The organism is Vibrio japonicus, assembly GCF_024582835.1.
Lineage (GTDB): Bacteria > Pseudomonadota > Gammaproteobacteria > Enterobacterales > Vibrionaceae > Vibrio > Vibrio japonicus.
Window position 1 is genome coordinate 399,960 of record NZ_CP102097.1, and the last position, 22,747, is coordinate 422,706.

Genomic DNA, 22,747 nt, shown 5'->3' on the forward strand with positions numbered 1-22,747 from the left:
TTTTTTTGTCATTAGAGTGTCATATGAAACCGTAATAGTCCGTCGTTACCGTTAATCAATAAATGGGACAAACGAATGAATTTAACCGCACACCGTGGCTTATCTAGCCTAGCGCCAGAAAACACATTATCCGCCTTCAACATGGCTATCGATTATGGCTGTCAATGGATTGAGATTGATGTGCAGCTAACACGTGACTTTGTTCCAGTTGTCATCCACGATCAAACGGTTGATCGCTGTACCAATGGCACAGGTAGAGTGGCTGATTTAAGTTGGCATGAGCTTAGATTATTGGATGCCGGCAGTTGGTTCGACGAGGAGTTCGCAGGAGAACATATCCCCTCATTAGCAGAGACCCTAAGTTTGGTCAAAGATGCGGGGGTTAGCTTGAATATTGAGCTTAAGACCTACCCCGAAGATGACATTGAACTACTGTGTGAGCGCGTTGCACAGATCGTTACCGAATCTGAAATCGACCCAAACCAACTGCTCTTTTCAAGTTTCAGTTCAGAAGCACTAACAAGCATTGCGCAATATTTGCCAAATGTAAGACGTGGTCAATTGTGGCAAGAAATACCCACCAACCTAGAAGTCGTGCTCCAAGAAGTCGGTGCATACAGCGTCCATTGTGATTATCGATTTCTCACTCAAGAACAAGCGAAGCACATCAAATCTATCGGGTACAAGCTGTTTTGCTATACCGCAAATGTTCCAGAGCAGGTCAACGCGCACTGGCAATGGGGTGTCGATATGATGATCACTGACATGCCTCAACGCTATACCAATGCTACCGTGTCGGAGCGTGCTTAATGCACGAGCTTAGTCACCGTCAACAGACCATCGTTGAGCTTATCCATCAGCAAGAGTACTGCTCCATTGATGGATTGGCTCAACGCTTTGATGTCACCACACAAACCATCCGCAGAGATATTAATGAGCTGTGTAATTTAGGGCTCGCACGACGGCATCATGGTGGCGTGGGATTACCCATCACCTTAAACAATCGAAGTTATGCCTCTCGGTCGATGACAAATTTGCCAGACAAACAGCGTATTGCCGAGCAAGTCGTCAGCGCCATTCCTAATGGGATTACTTTGTTCTTGGGCATTGGAACCACAATTGCCTGCATCGCAGAACGATTAGAAAACCATAGGGAGTTACGAGTGGTCACGAACAACCTTGAAGCCGCGCATATCCTGTCGCAATTTAGCCATATTGAGACTTGGATACCGGGAGGCCGTATTCGTACCAATGACCGCGATGTGGTAGACAATGGCGTTGCAGACTTCTTTGCTCAGTTTTCAGCGGATATTGGTATCATTGGATGTGCCGCTGTCTCAGAGCTCTCCAGCCCCGACTTATCACTAAACAGCAAACTCAACATTTCGTCCCAAGAATACGTGATGGAACATAAGTTACCTGAAGCGAAAGTTAGCCAGGCGATCATCTCGAATTCTCAACAAACGTGGCTGGTCGCAAACAACACGAAATGGCAACGTAAAGCGAACACAAAAGTTGCGCCACTAAGCTTATTTGATCGTGTCTTCCAAGGACGTTGGCATATCGCTTCGAATGAAGCCCATACGGTTTAGAATGTACTTAGTAAAAAACGGCCAACCATATCGTCACTTCATCCGGGCAAGTTTCGACAACCTTGTGTTTCACATGTGCCTTGATATTCAAGTAGTCACCCGTTGCCAAACGCACCACACGCCCATCATCAAACTCAATAACGCCATACCCTTTTAACAGCAGTACCCATTCGTTATCTTCTTGATCGTACCAACCGTCATTCGGAGACGTGTGTCCATATGAAAGTATTCGTTCTATCTTTATCCCATTTGAACAAAGTAGATCTTCGAATATTTCCTCTGGGAGCGCGTTAGGAATGTTTTGAAACAAGTTTGCCATGAGTCACCCTTATGTTCTGTTTTAGGGGATTCTTATAGACTAGTTGCAAACGTAAAGTGATCGTTAGTTTTCTTTATACAACAAAAAGGCCCCGAATAACCTCGGGGCCTTACATCTACTTGGTGCGAATGGGATCTTACTGCGGACGACCAAACACCTGTGTCCAGTAGATGCCGTATTTCGTACCTGAATTTTCTACCGCTGATGCGCCCATCTCAGTCACACTGCTACTCATAATGTTTTTACAGTGACCTGAACTTGCCATCCACGCTGCCATAACCGCGTCAATATCTTTCTGACCGACTGCAACGTTTTCTGCCCAAGCGCGGGCAACGTAGCCTGTATCTTCGATACGATCACCCGGAGAACTGCCATCAGAACCAGTGTGATCCATAAAGTCAGCGTTTGCCATATCACTAGAATGACGATAAGCCGCAGATTCTAGGCTATAATCCCACGTCAACGCTGGCACAGCTGGCATCATTGTACCGCCACAGTTTTGCTCTTGTGAGCGAGCTTGATTGACGGCATAAAGCATAAGATCCGCAAAATCATTCGATGCAGGCGGAGAGACTGGATCGGCCGTTCCACTATTGCCACCGGTTGTTTCACTGTTACCGCCAGTGGATGGAGCTGTGCCTTCGGTGCCTGTACTCGTGTTGCTACCGTTAGAGCTCACTGCATCTGAAGAATTAGAGTCACCGCCTGAACCACCACAACCTGTCAAAATTACTGCTGAAAGCGCGATTAATGGAATAAATTTCATAATATACCTAGCTAAAGAAATAGACACTTGCGCTTTGCTAATCACAATATTCCGTTGATAGTTGGGAATGAATAAGATTAGCAAAGCCCCTTAATGATTTTTCACATCAATAAGATGGCGAGCACTATACTGACTCCACCTATAACGCCTCAATATGCAACGATTATTTTTTGACCATTTTGACAGCTATTTAACAAACAGAAATAAGAATAAATGACTAAAAAACAAAATAAGCAACTGATTATAAAATACTATTTTAATTCTCAATTTTGATACAATTCCTAATCATTGCTACACAAGCGGCTTCGAATCTCCACAAGTCTTGATTCCTTTTTCAGAAAAATCACTTATCCCTCTCAGACAGCAATCATAAAACGGTTATATATCAAGTAGTAAAAATCATAGTTTCCTGAACACCAAATTTTAGCTAAATGCGTTCACTGAGTGAGTTTTGTCAGAGAAAAGTAAAATAGCGGTGTAATTCAATGGTCACACATGCCCTTGAAGAGCACCCAGCCCCTGTCACTCACTATTCAAATCCCTTCTGATGACTCAGTCACATTCTTAAACATCACAAGCACTTACACTAGGTCATGTTTGAGCAAAGGGATTATCTTATTGATGTTCATGCCTCGGAGCTTTGTATGAAAATCATTATCTTACATGGGTTATATATGCATGGCATGGTCATGCAGCCACTGAGCCAAAAGCTAAATAACCTTGGATACAACACGCAAGTCATTACTTACAACAGTGTCGCGATCAATCCGAAGCGCCTTTTCAATAAGATTGATCATGCGTTGAGCCAAGAAAGTACAAACGTGCTGGTTGGCCATAGTTTAGGTGGATTGATTATTAAGCAGTACCTGGCGTCACGCCAATGTACGGATGAATGTGTATCTCACGTGGTCACGCTAGGATCACCCATGCGAGGAGCGTCTATTGTGACTCGGATTCAAGACTTGGGCATAGGCAAAATATTGGGGAATTCTCTTCATTTTGGTTTGCGGGAACATAATAGCCGCTGGGACTACCCTCAAAAACTCGGCAGTATTGCGGGAACGTTACCTATTGGCGCGCGTGCTCTTTTCCTTATGGATAGACGTAAGCCCTCTGATGGCACAGTCACGGTTGAAGAAACAACCATTGAAGGTATGACGGATCATATTTTGACCCCAAGTAGCCACACTAGCCTGATTTACAGTTCTTTTGTCCCGAAGCAGATCCACCACTTCATACAACATGATGCGTTTCTACACGATTAATGCATTGAGCTGAAAATAAAACAGCCGCCTAGTCATAATGGCGGCTGTATGCGTTAGTGCATCGACTATTTCTTAGGCGTTAAACTGTATTTGCTTGTCACGGACGCCTCTCCGAACGACTCCTGAATTCTTTGATTCAAATCTTCGAGAGTAATAGAGTTGACCATGCCATCTACATCTTTTAACGCATCGACACCGTAACCATGAGCCAAGTAACGACCATATAGCCACGCTCGATCTACTGAATCGTCTTGCATTGGTTGTAACGCAACAACCAACTGCTTGGCTGATGTCTCCAACTCTTTTTGGCTAACGCCTTTCTTTAAATCCAACAACACGACATCAATCGCCTGTTTGATCTGGTCTAGGTCTTTCGGTGCGGCTTGCGTTTCAATAAACCAATCTGTACTCGGTTCTTGGTCTACATTTACGCCATAAGCGTCTGGTGCGTAGTCTAGGCTGAGCTCCTCCCGCACGTATTCATTCAAACGCTTAAACAGTATCCTTTGTAACATGTCATCCATGAACACCGTCCTTACTGACGGCTGCGAAGCATTCGAATTGGTTACTCGTACTAAATACAAGCTGTTCTGCTCATTATGCTCAGGCAAGTCAATGTTGTGTTTAGGATTGACGTTATAGGCTACTTGGTAGTTCGGCGCGGTGGCTTTTTCCAATGGAATAGACGCGATGTACTGACGCAGTAACGCGGTCAAATCACTGGCTTCCATATCGGCAATGACGACTAACTTGTTGCCTCTGTTCTTGCCAAATAACTCATTGTGAACTTGATGAATTTGTTCGCTTGTGACGGTCGCATAATCAGGTGACGTCAACGAGTAATGGCGACTATTCGATAGGTAGTTGTTTCGATTAATGGCTCGATGCCATTGACCCATTGGCGTTGCCAAAATGCGTTCCAGCTCTTCGTACCGTTCAAGGCGAACCTTATCGAGCTGTCTTTCATCGACTCTGATATTCGTCGCGATGTTGTAAATCACTTTAAAGGCTTGGGCTAGGTTCTCCTTATCGGTGCCAAGCTCAATACCATGCTGTGTGAATCCTATAAATGGCGCAATATCAATGTTCTGGCTTCTTAAAAATTTATCGAATTCAGGACCATTGAACCCGCCAATTCCACTCCGTGTTACCGTTGGAATGGCCAATTCCTCTGCGGCAAAGAGCTCAGGTGATAATGCCGCTCTTCCACCTTGGCTGACATACACAACATCAACCTGTTCATCCAAGGTGTCGTCACGTTCAAACCAAACTTCAATACCATTTGAAAGAGTCCAGACATGAAAACCTTGCTCATTATCCTGCTGAGACGCAATGTCACCTTTCTGCTTTGGCTCATCAAGCCCTGTTATGTCACCATCGGTTCGGGTTGGCTTTTTCCCTTTGGCGGCAAGCGTTGTTCTCACATCGCTTAGACGCTTTTCCATCAACGTGAGTGATTCTTCTTCACCTGCGCCGATAAGGACAACCATTTCATCACGGAGAAGAGAGCGAAGACGTTCGTTGACGCGTTGCAGGTCAACACTCGCAATAAAGCCTTCTAAACTTTCGCGATAATCTTGCTTGGACTGGCTCTGCTGGCCGATGGAAAGATTCCAAGTTCGCCCTTCTGACAAGTTGGTCGCATCTTGCTGTGCCCAGTCATGATCCAGATCACGCAACCTTTGCTCATAGTCTGAAAGTGACACGCCAATGTCATTTGCTTGAACGCCGTGGTCGCGTAATGACGCTAAGGTCTGTAAAAATAACGTCTCTGCGCTGTCTCGGTGCTCAGGAGGAAAAGAAACCGAGTAAATCGCAACACGATGTTCATTGATGGACGAGCGTCCGGCAAACAAATCCTCTACAGGTAATGAGGTATCGCTAAACTCAGACGTGAGTCGATGATTAATGATGTCTAACGCCAATTCATCCAACCATGAATCGATGATCTGTTCACGAGTCTCGTGCTTAACTGGATTGCGTACAGACATCAAACTAATGCCCGGCGATTCATATTGGCCGATAGTATCCACATAATCGACGAGATCGAAGGCGATTTTGTCTACTTTATTTACCGCCCCAGAATCGGATTTTTTCCAACTTGCAAAATGCGTTTGTACCAGTTTTTTCGCCTGCTCGACGTCTACATCCCCGGTAATGATGACTTCAGAAAAGTGTGGTTGATACCAATATTCGTAAAATGCCCGAATGGATTGCGCCGTCGCATCGTTTACAGATTCTACTGTACCAACTGGATCGGCATTTTCTAGCGCAGTCCCCTTGATCAAGTGATCATAGAACTTTTCGTTAAACGCCTTATTGTCCGGGCGATTACGACGAATTTCGCCTTGTATTACGCCTTTTTCTTTTTCGACTTCTTCATCTGAAATCGTCAAGCCATCGCCAATATCTCGCATCCACTTTACACCATTCTCAAGTTGGCTCTTATCGGGTAGATCCAGCTTGTATACTGTTTCGTAATAGCTAGTGTATGCGTTGATGTCTGCACCGAATGACAATCCAGACTCTTCAAACATTTTGACTACGTCGTTAGAGGTAAAATGTGTGCTGCCATTAAAAGCCATATGCTCTAGGAAGTGCGCATACCCTTTTTGGTTCTCCGTTTCATTTACAGAGCCAACATGAACATACAAGCGTAAAGAAACTGGCTCTTTATCATTTGGATAGATGTGGTATTTCACACCATTTTCCAACTCTCCTTGAGTCCAGTCTAAATCTGGCTGGATCGGCGTCTCCGATGCAGGTTGAGAACATCCGACGAGAAAGAGAGAGACAATCAATAATATTATTCTCATTAGTACACTTCTTTTTATAAATCATCGTAGAAATATAACTCAACCCTATGTTTTTGTTTATAAAAAAGGGTAAATAAGCACGTATTTTTAGTGCGTATAGCAAAACAAGAGGCGACATGTAAATAGAAGTGATATTAATGTTCGCGGGGGTAACACTGACGTTGTCAATGTGTATAAAAAACCCACCGTACCGAATCAACCAATAAGCTGAATGGCTTGGGTGGGTGTTATTAGGATGGTACTCGTTTCCGATACTATGCGTTTGTTTGTGAGTGGTTTTCGTCTTGAGTTTTCTCTTTCGGGAAACGTTCTTCATACAACGCCATGAAATCCGCTCGAATCTCTTGTTCTAAGTGTGTGGCTTTGTCTGTTGGGCAAAACAGCATAAAGTGCACAATCTGCTCTCCAGTAGGGCCACTGCTAATATGGATATGGGGTTCAGAACTTGGGAGATCCACGCCGGCATGTTTTTCAATCACCATGTTGTAGCGTTTAGCCACTTCATGGAAATAATGAATGTGCTCGTCAATCTTTTCTAGCATCTTAGGGACAAGTGGGTATAAATTGACAAAATCAGGCACAATAATAGAAAAGTTATGGAAAACATAACGCTTCATAAAGTTAAGATTCTTGACCGGATAAGTAAAAAACATGCTATTCGGTAGAGTGGCGGTTTTACCTGTGTAATTATATTGGCCGTGGTAAAGATCAATTTCTTGAATCACCGTCGCCATCATATTGTGCTCGATAACTTCACCGCATATCTTCCCGACTTCGATCCAATCTCCCACGCGAAAAGAACGCGAGCTTGCTCGTTGAATTGAACCTGTAAAGCAGAGAATGATCTCTTTCGAGGCAACCACAATAGCAACAGCAATTGCTGTCACTGATAAAGCGAATTCATTTATCTCTGATTTCCAGAGAATAAAGAGCAAAAGGACTATCAGCGCAAATGAGCCATTTTTGGTTCGCGACATCCAATTGCGTCGCTCCTCTGACACGAACGCTACATCGCCGCGAATTTTTGACAAAATCAAGCGGCGAAGAAGATAAACCAGCGCAATAATCAACGCGGTAAAAACCATTTTTTGAGTCAGAAGAAAATCGATAATGACTTGTACTTTCTCCACTCGGTGCTCCTGTTTATATAATGTATTTTTAAAGGAAGTGGCCAAATTGCTACTGGCCAAATGTGGCGCTAACTTCCCATACCTGCACACAAAGATCTAGTTCAAAAGCTCAATAATGCCGTACAGATAGCTAACAGCACATGGTTTAATCTATAAAAAAGCCCGACTACGAATGCAGCCGGGCTAAGCAATAGTTAACAATGTCTAAACTAGATTACATCAGAATGAAGATGCCCGCTAAACAAGCACTCATCAGGTTAGCTAATGTACCAGCCAATACCGCTTTGATACCTAGGTTTGCCACTTCTGAACGACGATCAGGTGCAATCACACCGATTGAACCAAGTTGAATCGCAATTGAGCCGATATTGGCAAAACCGCATAGCGCAAAGGTAATGATCACTTGGCTATGCTCAGACAACAAGGCTTTGTTTTCTACGAAATCAATAAAAGCAACAAACTCGTTCATTACGATCTTTTGACCGATGTACGAACCCGCCGCTAACACTTCATGAGCAGGAACACCGATCATCCACGCCAAAGGAGAGAAGACATAACCAAAGACCGCTTGTAGAGTGATTCCTGTATAGCCAATCTCTTCACCTAGGCTTTCAAGGCCGGTGTTCACCATCGCAATCACACTTACGAAGGCAATAAGCATTGTTCCGACCGCAACGGCAACTTTCATGCCGTTCATCGCGCCGCTTGCCAACGCGTCAATCACATTGCTCTCTTGCGCTGTATCCATCTCAATGTCTGATTGGTCGATTGGCGTTTCACGCTCAGGTACGATGATCTTAGCCATCATCAAACTACCTGGTGCCGCCATAAAGCTAGCTGCGATAAGGTATTTTAGCTCAACGCCCAAACCTGCATATCCGCCCAATACACTGCCGGCAACAGATGCCATACCACCAGCCATAACAGCGAACAGTTCCGAGCGAGTCATACGAGAAAGGAAAGGACGAACAAGTAGAGGGGACTCACCCTGAGAGAGGAAGATATTACCAGTAGCGACAAGCGATTCTGCTTTACTCGTACCGAGGAATTTTTGAATGCCACCACCGATAAATTCGATGACTTTTTGCATAATGCCTAAGTAATAAAGGGCGGAGATCAGAGCGCTGAAGAAAATGATGATAGGAAGGACACGAACTGCGAAGATAAAACCAGTATTGGCTAAGTCACCAAATAGAAAACCGATACCTTCATCGGCAAAGCCTAATAGACTAGAAACACCACTGCTGAGGCTGGTTAGCGCGGCTTGTCCCCAAGGGAAATAAAGCACCAAAGCGGCAAAGCCAACTTGAAGAAACAATGCACGAGACACTGTTTTCCAGTTAATCGACTTACGACTTTCTGATAGTAATACCGCACACAATAGCAGCGCGACTACACCGATTAAGCCAAATAAAACATTCATTTAAGATAACCTCTACAAGCATTGAGTTGGCAGCTGGTCCGGTCCGTGGGGTCATTCACCATTCCCTGTGACGGCTTGTATTGGTAGAGCAATGCTCTTAACCGGGCGGAAAGTATAACGAGGAAAAATAGATATTCATCACATATTTTTAAGCAAACGTTCAACTGTTCACACAATAATCACTTTGTGCGTTTCTCACACACAATTTGCTACTTGTCACAAAATTAAGCAACAAATATGCAATTAGTCTAACTTACTGTGAATAGCCCTCAAAGAACTCAACATATAATCATTATCATTTGGGTATGAATTGGGAAAATGCTATTTTGGCTTCTAACATTTAGCCGAGTGAATAAAAACGCACTCAAACCCACTTTCCCCTAACAACGTCAGTTAGTTACTACTATTAAAACTAAAAATATTAAAACCAAAAGCCCCACTTACTTGGTGGGGCTATTCATTTCTAACTCGCCTCTTTCCACTTGGGCAGTTTGCCCCATTCGCAGTGATGAATTGGGCAGATAAATGCCATAATTAGTAGTACAATGCGCGGCCATTTAAAGCTTCGAGAAATGATAATGCAACGCGACTATACTTATTCTTCTCTTTCGGATATGCCTCGTGAAGAACTAGAAGAGTTGAGCCTTAGATTGGTTCACAGGCTTGTCCCTGAAGAGTCCATGACAGAACTGTTCACTTTTGACCACGAAGAGACAGATTCAGAAGACAAACTACAAGAAGCGCAGTTTGATGCCATGTTAAGAATGAACGCCATTGCTCTCAGTGAACTGCCTGCACTATTTAGCGAGTCTGACAACAAAGAGCAGAATATAGAACGTATGCAGCGCCTGCTTCTTTGGCACTTCTATTCCGTTTCTTTTCATCTTGAACGCGCAATTCCACTGGAAACACACTGTAACCACGTTGAAATCATTGTTAAGCAAAGCCCGAAGAACGCGCTGGAATGGGTAACAACTCTGACAGATCTACTGCGCCAATACGCACAAATTGGTCAGCGATAATATCCTTAGATGCAATGAGCCCGCAAAGACTGCGGGCTTTTAACAAATGACCTCTGCTCGAGATAATTTAATTACTCATCACTTTGCGCGCATTCAATGGCTGAACTGGTCGATTATTGTGGCCCATCGCCTCTTCAAACTGACTGATTTGGTCTGCTGACATATTCTTCGCTTCTTTTAGCACAAACCAGCGTACACCTTCGCTACAAGGTGGCGTCGTGAGCGAGCCATTGAAACGATGATATTGGCCACTTTTAGGTAGCAAATCTGCCACTTTAAAGTCTTCAGTCAACGCGTTAGTACCGTCTTCGTTTGATACATCATCGAGCAACTTTTCCAGAGAGGTATTCTTAGATTCGCTTCGGTTAAACATCACCGCGATAACCGCGAGGTTACCTTGACTGTCTGTATTGACAAAATGTGCTTCTAAAGGGAAATGTTTATTATTGATGGTGTTTTCAGAAGGTGTATGAAAATGAAATTGCGCTAATGAAAACTCTACACCATCAATTGTAAATGTATTTTCTCCGACAACTTTCGCCTGAAGTGTATGTCCATTATTCGTAATCTCGGTTACTTGTCCTTTGTAAGCGATATTTAAATCCGCTAAATCCGCTTCTAGGCTCTCACCAATATCAATTGGGCTTTGGTTTTTACCTTTAGAACATTCTGGAGCCAGCTCTCCCCAATGATCCGGACCATGTTGGCCTTTATACCCCCAATCCGCAGCTTGTGCAGATGACATTACTGTGCCGAGTAACGCTAGCGTTAATATCTTGAATTTCATGTTGTTGCCTTTAGTGGTTTTCTGTTGGGCTTATGTTTATCACACATAAACCTTATATTTCTTATGGAATGTTTGTTTGCAATATCGTTTTGGAAGCAAACGCACTGGCTACGCGCTAGCAAAAAACCTGGCTACTAAAAACTTAGCTACTAAAAAGATTTTCGCCACAGTCAGTAGCGTTCGGTTCTCATAATGAAGAAACCCCACTCGAGAGCGGGGTTCGTCTTATTGCATCCAATCGCTTATGGACACGTTACCTCTTCCCAGAACCAGTTAGTCTGAGTTGGAGATTCCCATACACCTGGGCTGTTCTTCGCCAAGAAACATTTACCATTGTATGAAACCGTTGTTCCATTGCTCACTTGCGTGCTACCAGGAACCCAAGTCACCACTTTACCTGGATCGGTTGTTCCGCCAGTATCGCCACCGCCTGTATTACCGCCGTCGGTATTACCACTGCCAGTGTCACCACCTGTCGAGCCAGAAAGATCCGCGACTGGTAGATCAGGTTGCTCAAACTTGAACGCGTACTCTACGCCGTTAACAGTTACGCTGTAGTTCGCTGGGCCAGAAATTGGTAGGTAGTAAACCATATCCAGTTCGTACGTACCGCCTGCTGGAAGATCTTTCCATGCTGGTAGTGAGAACGCTACACGGTGCAATGGGCCGTCTAGACCACCGATGTTGTCCGGACGAGTATGGCCAGAAGCAATCACTTTCAAGCCACCACCAGATTGATCTTTCGCGTTATCTGGTGCTGATACCGGAATATCAAATTGGAATTCCGTGCCACCAGGGATCGCTTGACCCGTGTTGTTAGTGAAAGTGATCTTAGGGTTGATCGGGTAGTTTTGATCGCCCACTTTGAAACCACCAACGCTAACAGCAATATCTACCGCTTCCGTTGGGATTGCTCCCGTCGCTACTTTGTTACCGTATGGTGTCGCAGACTTAAACTTGTCGTAGATGGCTTTAGTCATGGTGTTACCCATGTGGTATTCACCGTTACCTGCCGCACAAGCTTGCTCTGTTGTATCGATTGCCGTACGGTTACCCGCTGCATCCAATACGTAACAGTTATAGTCACCTGCTAGTTCCCAGAACATGATACCGCCGATTTCTTTATCGATAACGTAATCAGCTTTCACGTTGATGGATTCTTTATCTTCCGTTGATAGGAATACGCTCTTCTCAGCGTTCCACAACCACGGAGCAACAGCGACTGAGTCGTAGTGACGAGTATACGTACCAGTTAGTTTGTCTGAAGGATCCGTTGCTGGGTTTAGACCGTATGCTTCAGCATAAGAACCCCAAATGCCTTTTTCTAGGTTCTTCGCGTGCCACATTGGGTTTGAACCTGCGCCCATTTCCTTGCCTTGTGGGTCAAGGTCGTGCCACATGTTGTCGATACCAATAGCACCGTTACCACAGTTGTTCTTCTCACCTTCACCAGTGCCTGGTTGACACTCAGCTTGGTTAGGAAGTGCAGCGCGGCCCCATAGACCGTTTTCACCGCCAGTGACACCTTGCCAACCACGAGTATAGTAAGGTACACCGATGTTGATACGACCAGCAGGCATAGAACCACGGAAGTAGTGGTAAGCCCAGTCAGTGTTTAGGTAACCGATGCCGCCGTAAGCAGCAGTGCCGTATACGTTCCACTGTGCTAGCTCAGAGTCTTTACCTGTATCGAATAGTGCCGCGTTGTGACCAACGTGGTCGTTCCAAGCACCGTGCAAGTCGTAAGACATGATGTTTACGTAGTCTAGGTACTTAGTTACGTCGAATGTTTCCATACCACGTAGTAGGTAACCTGAAGATGGTGACGCGATAGTCAGCATGTAGTGAGTGCCGTCTTCTGCAGAAGCTGCATCCAACTTCTCACGTAGCACTTTCATTAGCTCTTGGTAAGACGCCCATAGGTACTGACGACGTGGCTCCATGAACTCTTTATCGTATGGGTTACCTGCACCAGCCATTGACGTTGGGTATTCGTAGTCAACATCTACACCGTCAAACTGGTATTTACGGATAAATTCTACTGCAGACGTCGCGAATTTCTCGATACCAGCGTGGTTGATTGAGCCATCAGCATTGGTTGTCATGGTGTAGAAACCACCGTCCGCAACACGATCACCGTTCGCACCGAAGTGACCACCAGTTTCTGCCCAACCACCGATAGAAATCAGCGTTTTAACATCGTGTTTTTTCTTGTACGTTGCTAACGCACCAAAGTGACCTTTGAAACCTAGAGCTGGATCAATCTCTACGCCAGGCCATGTTTTACCTGTTGCAGGGTTGTTTGGATCGTTAACGTCACCCACGTTTACTTTACCGTCCGAACCGATACTTACGAACGCGTAGTTAATGTGAGTCAGTTGTTCCCAAGGAATATCTTTTACAAGGTAAGCAGCTTGATCATCATCACCTGCACGCCAGCTTGTAAAGTAGCCAATAACACGACGTGGGTGGTCTGCACCCATCTTCTCGCGGCCTTCTTCGTCGTAGATTGAACAGTAAGGTACGTTCACACCTTCAGTTTGGTACAGACCATCTGGACGACAGTTACTTGTAACTGGAACGTCAACGCCTGCCACATTCAGTGTTACTAACGCTGAATCTGATGTTGCGCCTAGGTTGTCCGTTACGCGAGCGTAAACTGCAAGCGAGCCTGCTTTTGTCGCTGTGTAATTTAGTGTGTATGGCGCTGTAGCTGCTGTGCCGACTAACGCACCTGCAACGTAGAAGTCTACTTTCTCAACCGTACCATCAACATCTTTTGCATCCGCAGTTAACGTCACAACGCCACCCACATCAACGCTTGCCGCTGATAGTGCAACAGAAACAGTTGGTAGCTCGTTACCAGGAACCGTGCTGTCTGATACCGCTAAAGACACTAGACTTACTTCGCTCGCCAGTCCTTTATCATCATACGCGACTGCGCTTACTTGTTGGTTGCCCGCTTCCGCTGTCCATACAACGCTGTATGGCGCGCTCGTTGCCTGACCAACTACAACGCCGTTAACAAGGAATTCAACTCGGTTTACTGAACCGTCGGTGTCTGACGCATTTGCTGCAAGTACAATGACATCACCTGCGACAAGTGCTTCTGAAGCAGAAGGAGAAGTTAAAGTTACTGAAGGAGCAGCATTAGTTGGCGTACCAGTATCGCCGCCCGTATCGCCACCAGTAGAACAGCTCTCTAGCAGTTTCCATTCAGCGTAGTTGCCAGACGACTGTTCAGGGTTGTTGTTACGTGTCCAGTAGTTAGCTTGATACACGGAGCCGTTGTGTTGAACCTTAGCACCACCCGTGTACACAGTATCTGCCTTCCACGGGTCCAATGTTGAACAATCGACCGCCGCATAGCTGTTAAACGCCATTAGGCACGATGCAGTCAAAGTGCTGAGAGTAAAAACACTCTTAGACGTCTTTGCTCGTTGTAAGCGCATTTGTCATTTCCTTAAGTTGTTGTTTAAAAGGGAACAACGCTTCCAGTCCTTACTCTGAAAGCTTTATTCATCCTATAAAACAACTTGCGGGAATATGACTACTTTGACACGTATTAAAGTGAGAAACTTCAAATTAACTCGCAAACAGATTGCAGAGTTACACAAAAGCCACAGGGTTATTTTGCATCAACAACTAATTATTGAAATTTAATCAGAATGTAAACTTACGCTGAATAAGCAACAACTTACGGGGTTTATTTAGGCAAAATTACTCTAAAGTACGCAAACAAAGTTATGCGCCAAGCTCCGTTCTGTTGCGGCCATTTTCTTTGGCTAAGTACAACGCTTTATCCGCTTCTTTCAGCGCGCTTTTAATCGTTTGGGGTTCACCAGCCCAATGAGAAACCCCAACTGAGATAGTTATCTTGTTTACGACAGAAAAATGATGGCTTTCCATTGATTTACGAACCCTCTCCGCTACTTCAAACGCTTGGTTTAGGTCGGTATTGGCAAGGAAAATCATAAACTCCTCGCCACCGGATCGGCAGACAACATCCAAGTCTCGGGCTTGTAGTTTCATCAATTGCGCCACTTCTTTAAGCAGTTCATCACCTGCATCGTGGCCAAAAGTATCATTGACCTTTTTAAAATGATCGACATCCAGTGCCAGCATAGAGAAAGGGACATTATGCGCTCGGAAATGTTCCAGCGCCGTCTCCAAACCACGGCGGTTTAACAAACCAGTCAATGCATCCGTCATACTTTCCGAATGCAGTTTCTCAATCGTCATCGACACAATATTTAACGCTTTCAGAAAATTTTGCTTCAGATGAGACGCTTCAAAATACCAAGGCTTAATGGCTTTGAGCTCCTCAATCGTTAATGCATGGTTATCGAAAGCTTTAACCGTGCTTGCCAATTGCCACAATGGTTTCGATATAAAAAACGCCGAGATCCAGATCAATAGCAAGGTGAGTAAACCAATGGGGATCGATTCCAAAAGCACTTTCCACATCTGATCGTCTAGTTCGGCAAGCGTCAACGCCTTTGATCTTTGTGCAATCACTCCCCAGTTAGAGCCTTTAACCGGAGCGTACCCTGCCAACATATCAATCCCTTGTGAGTTCACGATATCTCGCCCACCGTATTGCCCTTCAACAACTGCATTAATCGCTTGGTTGATGGTAATGACTTCTCCCACACGATTTTTATCCGGGTGGTAAATCAGCGTCCGGTGTCTATCCACCACGAACAAATACGAACCATCTTTATAACTGTGCTTACCGAGTAAAGCCGTCAGGATATTTTTCTTTTCTAAGTAGATAGTCCCCCCCACGTAACCCAGATATTCACCACTGGCAGAAAAAATAGGATAAGACAAACTGGTCAGATAGTTACCTGCTGGCGAGATAAACGGATCGGTAATCAACGGGCGTTGCGCTTTAAGCGATTGAAGAGAACGTTCACTTTCAAGCTTCATCCCTTTTATGCGTATATTTTCCGGAGAAATAGAAACAATGACACCCTTTGCGTTTACAATCACCACCGAGTTAAACGAGTTAGTTTGGGTACGTAAACGATCGACTTCCTCGACCAGCACCGCAGAGTCGTTCATTTTATTCGACAGCGATTTTGCACTGTACGCCAGTTGGTTCATCCCAGACTCGATAAACACATCGGTCATTTCTGCCATTTTTTCGGCATAAACGCGGTTAGATTCGATCGTATTGTTGATGAGCAACTCACGCTGCACTCGGTAAATCGAGTAAAAAGAGTTGAGTAATGTGATAACAACACTAAACACACACAAAAGGAGGATCAGTTTTCTTAGGTTCAATTTTTCTTTGGTTCTTTCGTGCATCTAGCCGTGCCATTCAATTTTTATGTGTGGGTATAATCAATTTAATTCACATAGATTCTAATCTCAATGCCTATAAATCCCTATAAAAACAAAAAGTTTTAGTAAAGAATACGTTATACGTTCAGAAAAATCGCCCTCTCTAAAAAGGAGCGTATATGATCACAGGTAAATATGATCGTCAACTTGATCGTTCGAATGGTTCAAAAAACGTTCGCGATCTGGCCCTGAGCTAGCGAGTGATGCCTGTTAAGCATCTCCCCTCATTTGGTCATGCTGATTTAGCTTCCTGGTCATGCCATGTAAGATTGCTAAACTGTTTTAAAGAATACTCATATACTGCTTGGCATTTATAATAGTTATTTGGATAAAAGTTCACCGATTTTCCTATCAGAGTGGCAGAAATGGCAACGTGGAGGCGATTTGTGTTAATCACTTCAAATTGGTTGATGTATTTCAGGAACCTAGCCCCTCCTTCTTTAATCATCACTTCTGTTTCCGTGCCAAGGGCAAACACTTCAGAAATATCAATATTGTCATCGGGCAGATCCAATTTTGTCTTTTCACCGTCAGTTCTAAAGGCATTCAATATCTTTCGATCATCTTGATTTTCGATAGGAGCACGAAATAATCCTAGCAGCCCCTTAAAAGTCGGTGCCTGTTTATCTGAAAGACGAAGTTTGCAAAGAACATAACAACCAACGACAGAAATCTTATCTACCCACCCAGCTTTATATTGCATTGCAATATTCGTATCCATATGCAGAGCCATATCTTTTGCAAGGTAAACATTTGCCTTAGTTTTACTATTCATTAAATATAGGTAAGAAACTTTTTCTCTACATATAATATCAACATTTTCACCAAGTTCATTCAACAACGCATCCACGCTGTGAATAGTATGGGGAAGAATAACTAATTTCTTTACATTATTATGAATGCGACGAATAAATCGTACGGAGAAATTAGACTTGGCGATATTACCGCCTCCACCATAAAATACTATTTGGTCATGAAGTGGGTGTCTATGCCTGTCTACAAACCTCAAATTAACCCCAAGTTGATTACATTTCTGTATGGTCCCTTCAGCAATAATACTGTCACCAGCATTTCCTGGGTTAGGAATATAGAAAACGTCTTTGTTGGAGAATCGAGCAAGATAATCTTCAATGTTAATTTCCATTTAAAACCCTTAAATTTCATTAAACCCAACACTTAAAATAATACTTCACAAGTTATTAACAAAGCAATAAAACACATTAAAGTTAGTATACCTAAATCACAATCACACTTTGGATAGTAAGAAATACAGATTGGAGATTATTATAAGCGATAGTTAACATAACAAACGTTATTAGCATCCATATTCTCTTTAAGCTTACGCTTTTTAATCCATACGCGATGATTATAGACAAAGCTAGCATTGTGTGACCGGTATATAAAAACAAACTTCCTCGATCTTGATATTCAACATGGAATAACATAGTAACGACAAGCCATACGATGGATGCAAATAGTAGGGAGCTTCTGTTTCTCAACGCTAATAAATATAATACGACCAAAGCAATCATGGAAATATACGCTGCTAAATGGAATCCTCCATTCCTGAAATCCGCCATATATACACCTTTCTCTATCTCAACCACACTGTGAAAAGGAGCTACAAAGGTATGCACAAGAAAAGTTCCCATAATTGACATTATTCCTTCTTTTTCTCCAGGCCTTGCAACCGCCCACAGAGTGCGTTTTACAACATCAATAGGGTTAGACAGAATCTCTATAATAGTTTGGTAGTAGCAGAGACAAAACATGATAAAAAACAAAGTAGTAAACTTTATTGTTCCTTGGGTAAGGTAGCTCACTATTTCTTTGTTGCTATGTTTTATTTTCTTATTCCAAATCAGACTGCTTTCCAGAAGAATGACAAGTAATAAAAGGTACGTAGTCGTGCCTACCGCCATTACGTACACCAGTATTTTCAACCAGTTAACATCTAGTTCCCCTGATGTTATTTCCTTTAGATACAGAGCATAACAACATGTAATCCAGAATCCTGCCAGTACATATGTATCTAACACAATACCATTCACGATGAACGTTGAACTTAGCATCATGAACAGCGTTAACAGCGTAGCTTTTGGAGAAGACTCTAGTATGTTCAAGAAAATGAAATATGAAAGTACTAACGTTCCCGTGTGAAAAATCAAAGATAATATGAGAACACTGACCTCTGGATCTACGCCTATACTCTGCAATAGCTCAGAAGGAAAACGATACAGATACAAAAAAGGGTGTTTTATAAGTAAAGGCGGGGCTTCTTGTGCGGCTTTGTATTTCCACTCTTCAGATGAATACGCCAGTGTTTCAAAAAACCAAGCTTGGTCAAAATCAAATGCGATGTTTATATGACTATAAAACCCGGCACTCAGTAATTGAAAATTAATTAACGAGAAAAATACAGACGAAATTGAAATGATAAAAAACAGTGATAGCGAATTATCTTTTACCTTATCTAAAAGATTGTCATTCATTCTCATGCAGCTACTTCCTTGTCGGAGGGAAGACATTTTATGTTTACTTCAAGGGCATTACATTCCGCATAATATTCCTTTAGCTTTTCAATGCATACTTATCCAATAGGTTATAAAGCGTTGGTCTTGTGATGCCCAAACATTTTGCTGTGTTAGATAAGTTTCCGTCACAGTAGTTTAACGCTTTAGATAGGGCTTCCTTCTCAGCTTTTTCTCTCGTTACTTTTAAACTGAACTCTAAAGACGCATTCGCTTGCTCCTCATCTATATCCAATCCTAGATCGCTATCCGTAATGAGCTTTGTATCGCTCATTACCGCTGCTGATTTAATTTTGTTTTGTAGTTCTCGAATATTTCCCGGCCAATGGTGAGCCATAAGTGCACTTGTCGCTTCTTCACTAAAACCAGTAAAGTTTCTGGACAACATTTCGGATGACTGGTTGAGTAAATATCGACTTATAATCAAAATATCTTCATTGCGCTCTCGTAGTGGTGGTATATCAATCACGATTTCACTAACACGATAAAAAAGATCTTCTCTAAACGTTTTTTCCAAAACCATTTCGCGCAAATTCTGATTAGTTGCACAAACAATCCTGATATCGACAGGGATCTGGTTTCTTCCCCCCACTCGTTCAATGACTTTATCTTGCAGGAAACGTAATATTTTGGCTTGTAGTGGGTAGGGCATATCCCCAATCTCGTCTAGGAATAGAGTACCTCCGTTCGCACATTCAATTTTTCCTGGCGTTGTCTTGTTAGCTCCCGTAAATGCACCTTTCTCGTGCCCAAACAGTTCACTTTCAAGCAAGTTTTCTGGGATGGATGCACAATTGATAGCGACGAATGGCTGGTCACTCCGTTTGCTCTTGCGATGAATTTCTCGAGCAATCAGGTCTTTCCCTGTTCCACTTTCACCTAGAAGAAGTGTCGTCAATTCGGTGGGGGCGACTTTGTCGACCATGGACTTTACGTGCATGATTTTCGGACTCGTACCAATAACTGCAGAGTCTTGGGAGTCCAACACGTCACGTTTAGCATTTTCAGACTCGATGGCCGATACGAAGAATGCACGATTAATGATGACGGTAAGTTCTTCATCATTAATCGGCTTTTGGTAGAAGTCATGGGCGCCTAACTTTATCGCCGTTAAGGCATTCTGCTTGTCGTCATTCCCTGTAATGACGATAACCTTACAACTTGGATCTAATGACAATATATCCTGTAAAGTTGCAAGACCTTCACTCGCATTCTCCTCGTCAGGCGGAAGCCCTAAATCTAATGTGACAACCCGAGGTGAGAACCGCCTCAGTGACGAAATGGCTGACTCTCTGTCATCTGCAAAAATCACATCATAGGTATCTAAAGTCCATTTCAACTGTTTTTGAATACCAATGTCATCTTCCACAACAAGCAATTTTTCCATCACACCTTCCCCTGGTATAACTGGCTTTCAAGTAAGTAAACACCAAACACACGTTCGCTATGAGTATGATTATAGTAGAGCTTTATTATTCGGTAGGTATGTATACATCAAAGCGTGAGCCAACGCCCTCTTCAGAACGTACTTCAATATACCCATTTAATTGCTCAATTAATTTTTTGGCATCATAGGCCCCAATCCCCATGCCTGCATTTCCTTTTGTTGTATCAAACGGCTTAAACAGCCGGTTGGTGATAAACTCCTCCGACATACCGGTACCATTGTCTTCAATACTCACGCCAAAATACCCCTCTCTATCAATTCGAGACACTTTTACACATCCGTCAGATTGGGTAGCATCTTGTGAGTTTTGTATCAGGTGCGAAAACACATTCTTTATTCTTTCCTTATCAGCATTAATAAAGACTTTGTCTTGAAATTTGTTATCAAAGACAGGCTTAGGAAGGGCACTCATACGTTCGTTACACGCCTGAATAACGACATCACAAATGTCCGTTGTTTCTGCGATACTTTCCTGAATTCTGTGTTTTCTAAGATGCGACAATACCTTGTTCAGTCTCGCGCCTGCGGAGTCAATGGTCACAAATGCGTCGTCAATGAACTCTGTGTTGTGCTTGTGTTTTTCCGCGTTCTTTGACAACAGCTCCAGTTGCGCTAAAACGTTCTTTAAATCATGAACTAAGAATGTCGACATTTGGTTGAACGCACTAAATTGCTGGCTTTCTGCCAACTTCATACTAGTGATATGTAGGTTGATGAACACGGATAGCTGTTTGCTTATCACCCGCATCAAGTCTCTATCTTCAAAGTCTATCTTGTTTGAGCTATTTATCTTAGACAGCAGGCAAACAAAATTAAAACTGCCAGGTTCAGCAATAGGGACAATATATTTAATTTCTTCAATTGCAGCGATATCTTGCCTATTAAAATCAAATGGCGTGTTGGATTTTTCGCTCTTGAGCTCATCTATATCAATAATCCATTGGTTTTCAATGGACTTTCTCGACAAATCGAGTAACAGGCTCTGATAGTCATTCGCCCCTATATTGAAGTTGGCTCTTTCTAGCAGCCTATTGTTACTGAGCTCAAACAAAATGCCTCGTTCACAACCAAACGGCTTTATCATTGAGGTCAATGCTATGTGATAGGGCGTTTCACTATTATTCTCTAGTGTTGTGGCGAACTTCATCCACTCTTCCCGATAGTCATATTTATTTTCGTAAAAGTGCTTCACGATAAAGACTTTCAGCTGATTTCTTAGTGATTCAGAAAGGAACAGACTGACTAAAACCGAGCAGCTGAGCGCTAAGAACACATACTGTGCTATGTTGCTCCAACTGTATCCCAAGTACTTGATTAAGTAACCAGTCATTGCCATAGCGAGTAAATACACGCCAGAGACGATGAGCAACGTACTGTGGAACAGTATGTCTCTGGATACATAAAGCCGAATTGACCAGCTTTGAATACGTCGAGCTGTGAGGATGATAAGAGGAGCAGAAATTAATGAAACCCAGCCCCTTCCATATAGGAAACTCTCGTCAACCCTTTGCATGAGAAGTGCATCCGAGAAGAAAGCGAGATCATAGGTAAACAAGATACCCAAACCCAAACAAAGTGGTTTAATTTTCCACTTATGAACTGGTTCGGTACGTCGGTATAGCTGTTCTATCAAAGAAAGAACAAAAACGGATTGCGAAAGGTGTATGATCAAAAAGATATCATACGTTTGCGACGTGGGTTTGATCGCCAGTTCAGCGACTAAACTAAAAGCCAGTAGGCTCGATATCAATACCCTCAACCGGCTTCCACTTATCAAAGTCAGTATGTTTTCATCGTGCCTTAGGATATTCGCCAGTATCCCCACCCAGAATATATTTCTTAACGTTTCAGCGCTCAGAACCTGGAAAAGATTGAATTCATAGTAGCTTTGCAGTGCAAAACTGATTGACCAGATAATGCTCAAGCCAAACGTCAATGCGAGCATCGTTCTCTGACGAGATTGAGTTTGTGTGAATAATAATAAAAGAAACGAGAAAAGATAAGCCGCACCAGATAAAGAAAATCCGACTATCCCTAACCATTTTTCCATAGTCATATCCTTATGAACTAGTTGATATAATTAGACAGCTAATATTTTGGTTTTACTGAGTGACTTTCCTTGAACACGCAGAAGGAACCACGCTCTCCTTAAAGGTGCTTTCCTGCACAACTCATTGTTACGCTGATGTTTCTTATATACATTTTAGACTAGTTCATGTGTGACACCTGAGCCTTGCTCTCACCAGCATCACACTTCAGCTTAAATCAGTCACCATCCATGCTTATTGCTAACTTGGCAG

At 43.2% G+C, this 22,747-nt stretch carries 16 protein-coding genes; 4 read left to right on the forward strand and 12 right to left on the reverse strand.

Features of this window, described 5'->3' with window-relative positions:
- Positions 1-75 precede the first annotated feature (75 nt).
- Together NP165_RS15005 and NP165_RS15010 are read left to right on the forward strand one after the other, a co-directional pair.
- Entirely contained in the window at positions 76-810 is a 735-nt protein-coding gene (locus NP165_RS15005) for a glycerophosphoryl diester phosphodiesterase (protein ID WP_257086568.1), read from the forward strand.
- Entirely contained in the window at positions 810-1,592 is a 783-nt protein-coding gene (locus NP165_RS15010; protein ID WP_257086569.1) for a DeoR/GlpR family DNA-binding transcription regulator, read from the forward strand. Before NP165_RS15005 ends, NP165_RS15010 begins: the two co-directional genes overlap by 1 nt.
- Positions 1,593-1,599: 7 nt before the next feature.
- Here NP165_RS15010 and NP165_RS15015 read toward each other — a convergent pair whose 3' ends face one another.
- Together NP165_RS15015 and NP165_RS15020 are read right to left on the reverse strand one after the other, a co-directional pair.
- Complete coding sequence (locus NP165_RS15015) at positions 1,600-1,911, reverse strand: cupin domain-containing protein (RefSeq protein WP_257086570.1); 312 nt, start codon at positions 1,909-1,911, stop codon at positions 1,600-1,602.
- Between the two features lie 136 nt (positions 1,912-2,047).
- Positions 2,048-2,677 (reverse strand): CAP domain-containing protein, encoded by a 630-nt coding sequence (locus NP165_RS15020; protein ID WP_257086571.1) that lies wholly within the window; start codon positions 2,675-2,677, stop codon positions 2,048-2,050.
- Positions 2,678-3,321: 644 nt separating this feature from the next.
- Here NP165_RS15020 and NP165_RS15025 point away from each other — a divergent pair.
- A complete protein-coding gene (locus NP165_RS15025) occupies positions 3,322-3,942 on the forward strand; it encodes an esterase/lipase family protein (protein WP_257086572.1) in 621 nt (206 codons plus the stop codon).
- Positions 3,943-4,007: 65 nt separating this feature from the next.
- Here the strand turns inward: NP165_RS15025 and NP165_RS15030 are convergent, their stop codons facing one another.
- The 3 genes from NP165_RS15030 to NP165_RS15040 form a co-directional block, all read right to left on the reverse strand.
- The gene (locus NP165_RS15030; protein ID WP_257086573.1) at positions 4,008-6,758 is read right to left on the reverse strand and encodes a M16 family metallopeptidase; all 2,751 of its coding nucleotides are present in this window, start codon (positions 6,756-6,758) and stop codon (positions 4,008-4,010) included.
- Between the two features lie 254 nt (positions 6,759-7,012).
- Entirely contained in the window at positions 7,013-7,888 is an 876-nt protein-coding gene (locus NP165_RS15035) for a mechanosensitive ion channel family protein (protein WP_257086574.1), read from the reverse strand.
- A 214-nt stretch (positions 7,889-8,102) separates the two neighbouring features.
- Positions 8,103-9,311, reverse strand: a complete 1,209-nt coding sequence (locus NP165_RS15040; protein WP_257086575.1) for a NupC/NupG family nucleoside CNT transporter — start codon at positions 9,309-9,311, stop codon at positions 8,103-8,105.
- 578 nt (positions 9,312-9,889) lie between these two features.
- Between NP165_RS15040 and NP165_RS15045 the strand changes: the two genes are divergently transcribed.
- Positions 9,890-10,333: an exoribonuclease R gene (locus NP165_RS15045; protein WP_257086576.1), complete on the forward strand. Its 444-nt coding sequence runs from the start codon at positions 9,890-9,892 to the stop codon at positions 10,331-10,333.
- Between the two features lie 67 nt (positions 10,334-10,400).
- On the opposite strand, the gene NP165_RS15050 is transcribed toward NP165_RS15045, so the two are convergent.
- The 7 genes from NP165_RS15050 to prsK all read right to left on the reverse strand — a co-directional run bounded on the left by NP165_RS15050 (position 10,401) and on the right by prsK (position 22,497).
- Positions 10,401-11,120 carry a carbonic anhydrase gene (locus NP165_RS15050; RefSeq protein ID WP_257086577.1) on the reverse strand — a complete coding sequence of 240 codons (720 nt, stop codon included), beginning with the start codon at positions 11,118-11,120 and terminating at the stop codon, positions 10,401-10,403.
- 242 nt (positions 11,121-11,362) lie between these two features.
- On the reverse strand, positions 11,363-14,572 hold the full coding sequence (locus NP165_RS15055) for a chitinase C-terminal domain-containing protein (RefSeq protein WP_257086578.1): 3,210 nt from the start codon (positions 14,570-14,572) through the stop codon (positions 11,363-11,365).
- Between the two features lie 292 nt (positions 14,573-14,864).
- Positions 14,865-16,433 carry a sensor domain-containing diguanylate cyclase gene (locus NP165_RS15060; RefSeq protein ID WP_257086579.1) on the reverse strand — a complete coding sequence of 523 codons (1,569 nt, stop codon included), beginning with the start codon at positions 16,431-16,433 and terminating at the stop codon, positions 14,865-14,867.
- A 268-nt stretch (positions 16,434-16,701) separates the two neighbouring features.
- Complete coding sequence (locus NP165_RS15065) at positions 16,702-17,613, reverse strand: polysaccharide pyruvyl transferase family protein (RefSeq protein ID WP_257086580.1); 912 nt, start codon at positions 17,611-17,613, stop codon at positions 16,702-16,704.
- Between the two features lie 91 nt (positions 17,614-17,704).
- Positions 17,705-18,967 (reverse strand): hypothetical protein, encoded by a 1,263-nt coding sequence (locus NP165_RS15070; protein WP_257086581.1) that lies wholly within the window; start codon positions 18,965-18,967, stop codon positions 17,705-17,707.
- Between the two features lie 73 nt (positions 18,968-19,040).
- A complete protein-coding gene (prsR, locus tag NP165_RS15075; RefSeq protein WP_257086582.1) occupies positions 19,041-20,387 on the reverse strand; it encodes a PEP-CTERM-box response regulator transcription factor in 1,347 nt (448 codons plus the stop codon).
- Positions 20,388-20,472: 85 nt separating this feature from the next.
- The gene (gene prsK / locus NP165_RS15080; RefSeq protein ID WP_257086583.1) at positions 20,473-22,497 is read right to left on the reverse strand and encodes an XrtA/PEP-CTERM system histidine kinase PrsK; all 2,025 of its coding nucleotides are present in this window, start codon (positions 22,495-22,497) and stop codon (positions 20,473-20,475) included.
- Positions 22,498-22,747: the final 250 nt, after the last annotated feature.